The sequence below is a fragment of the Rhodanobacter sp. 7MK24 genome (assembly GCF_014842995.1).
Lineage (GTDB): Bacteria > Pseudomonadota > Gammaproteobacteria > Xanthomonadales > Rhodanobacteraceae > Rhodanobacter_A.
The window spans coordinates 1-281 of record NZ_JACYXL010000036.1; the positions used below are offsets into that span (position 1 = coordinate 1).

A 281-nucleotide genomic window follows, 5' to 3' on the forward strand; every position below is an offset into this window, starting at 1 on the left:
CCACCCTCGTCCTTCGACAGCACGTACACCTCGGCCTCGAAGTCCGTGTGCGGGGTGATCGTGCCCGGCTTCGCCAGCACCTGGCCGCGCTCCACGTCGTCGCGCTTCAGGCCGCGCAGCAGCAGACCGGCGTTGTCGCCTGCCTGACCCTGGTCCAGCAGCTTGCGGAACATTTCCACGCCCGTGACGGTGGTCTTCTGCGTCGGACGGATGCCGACCACTTCGATTTCGTCACCCACCTTGATCACGCCGCGCTCGATACGGCCGGTCACCACCGTGCC

General features: G+C 67.3%; 1 protein-coding gene. It reads right to left on the reverse strand.

The features are described from left to right. Positions 1–281, reverse strand: a 281-nt coding sequence (locus IHE49_RS18395) for an EF-Tu/IF-2/RF-3 family GTPase (protein WP_255523438.1), incomplete at both ends; no start/stop codon positions are given.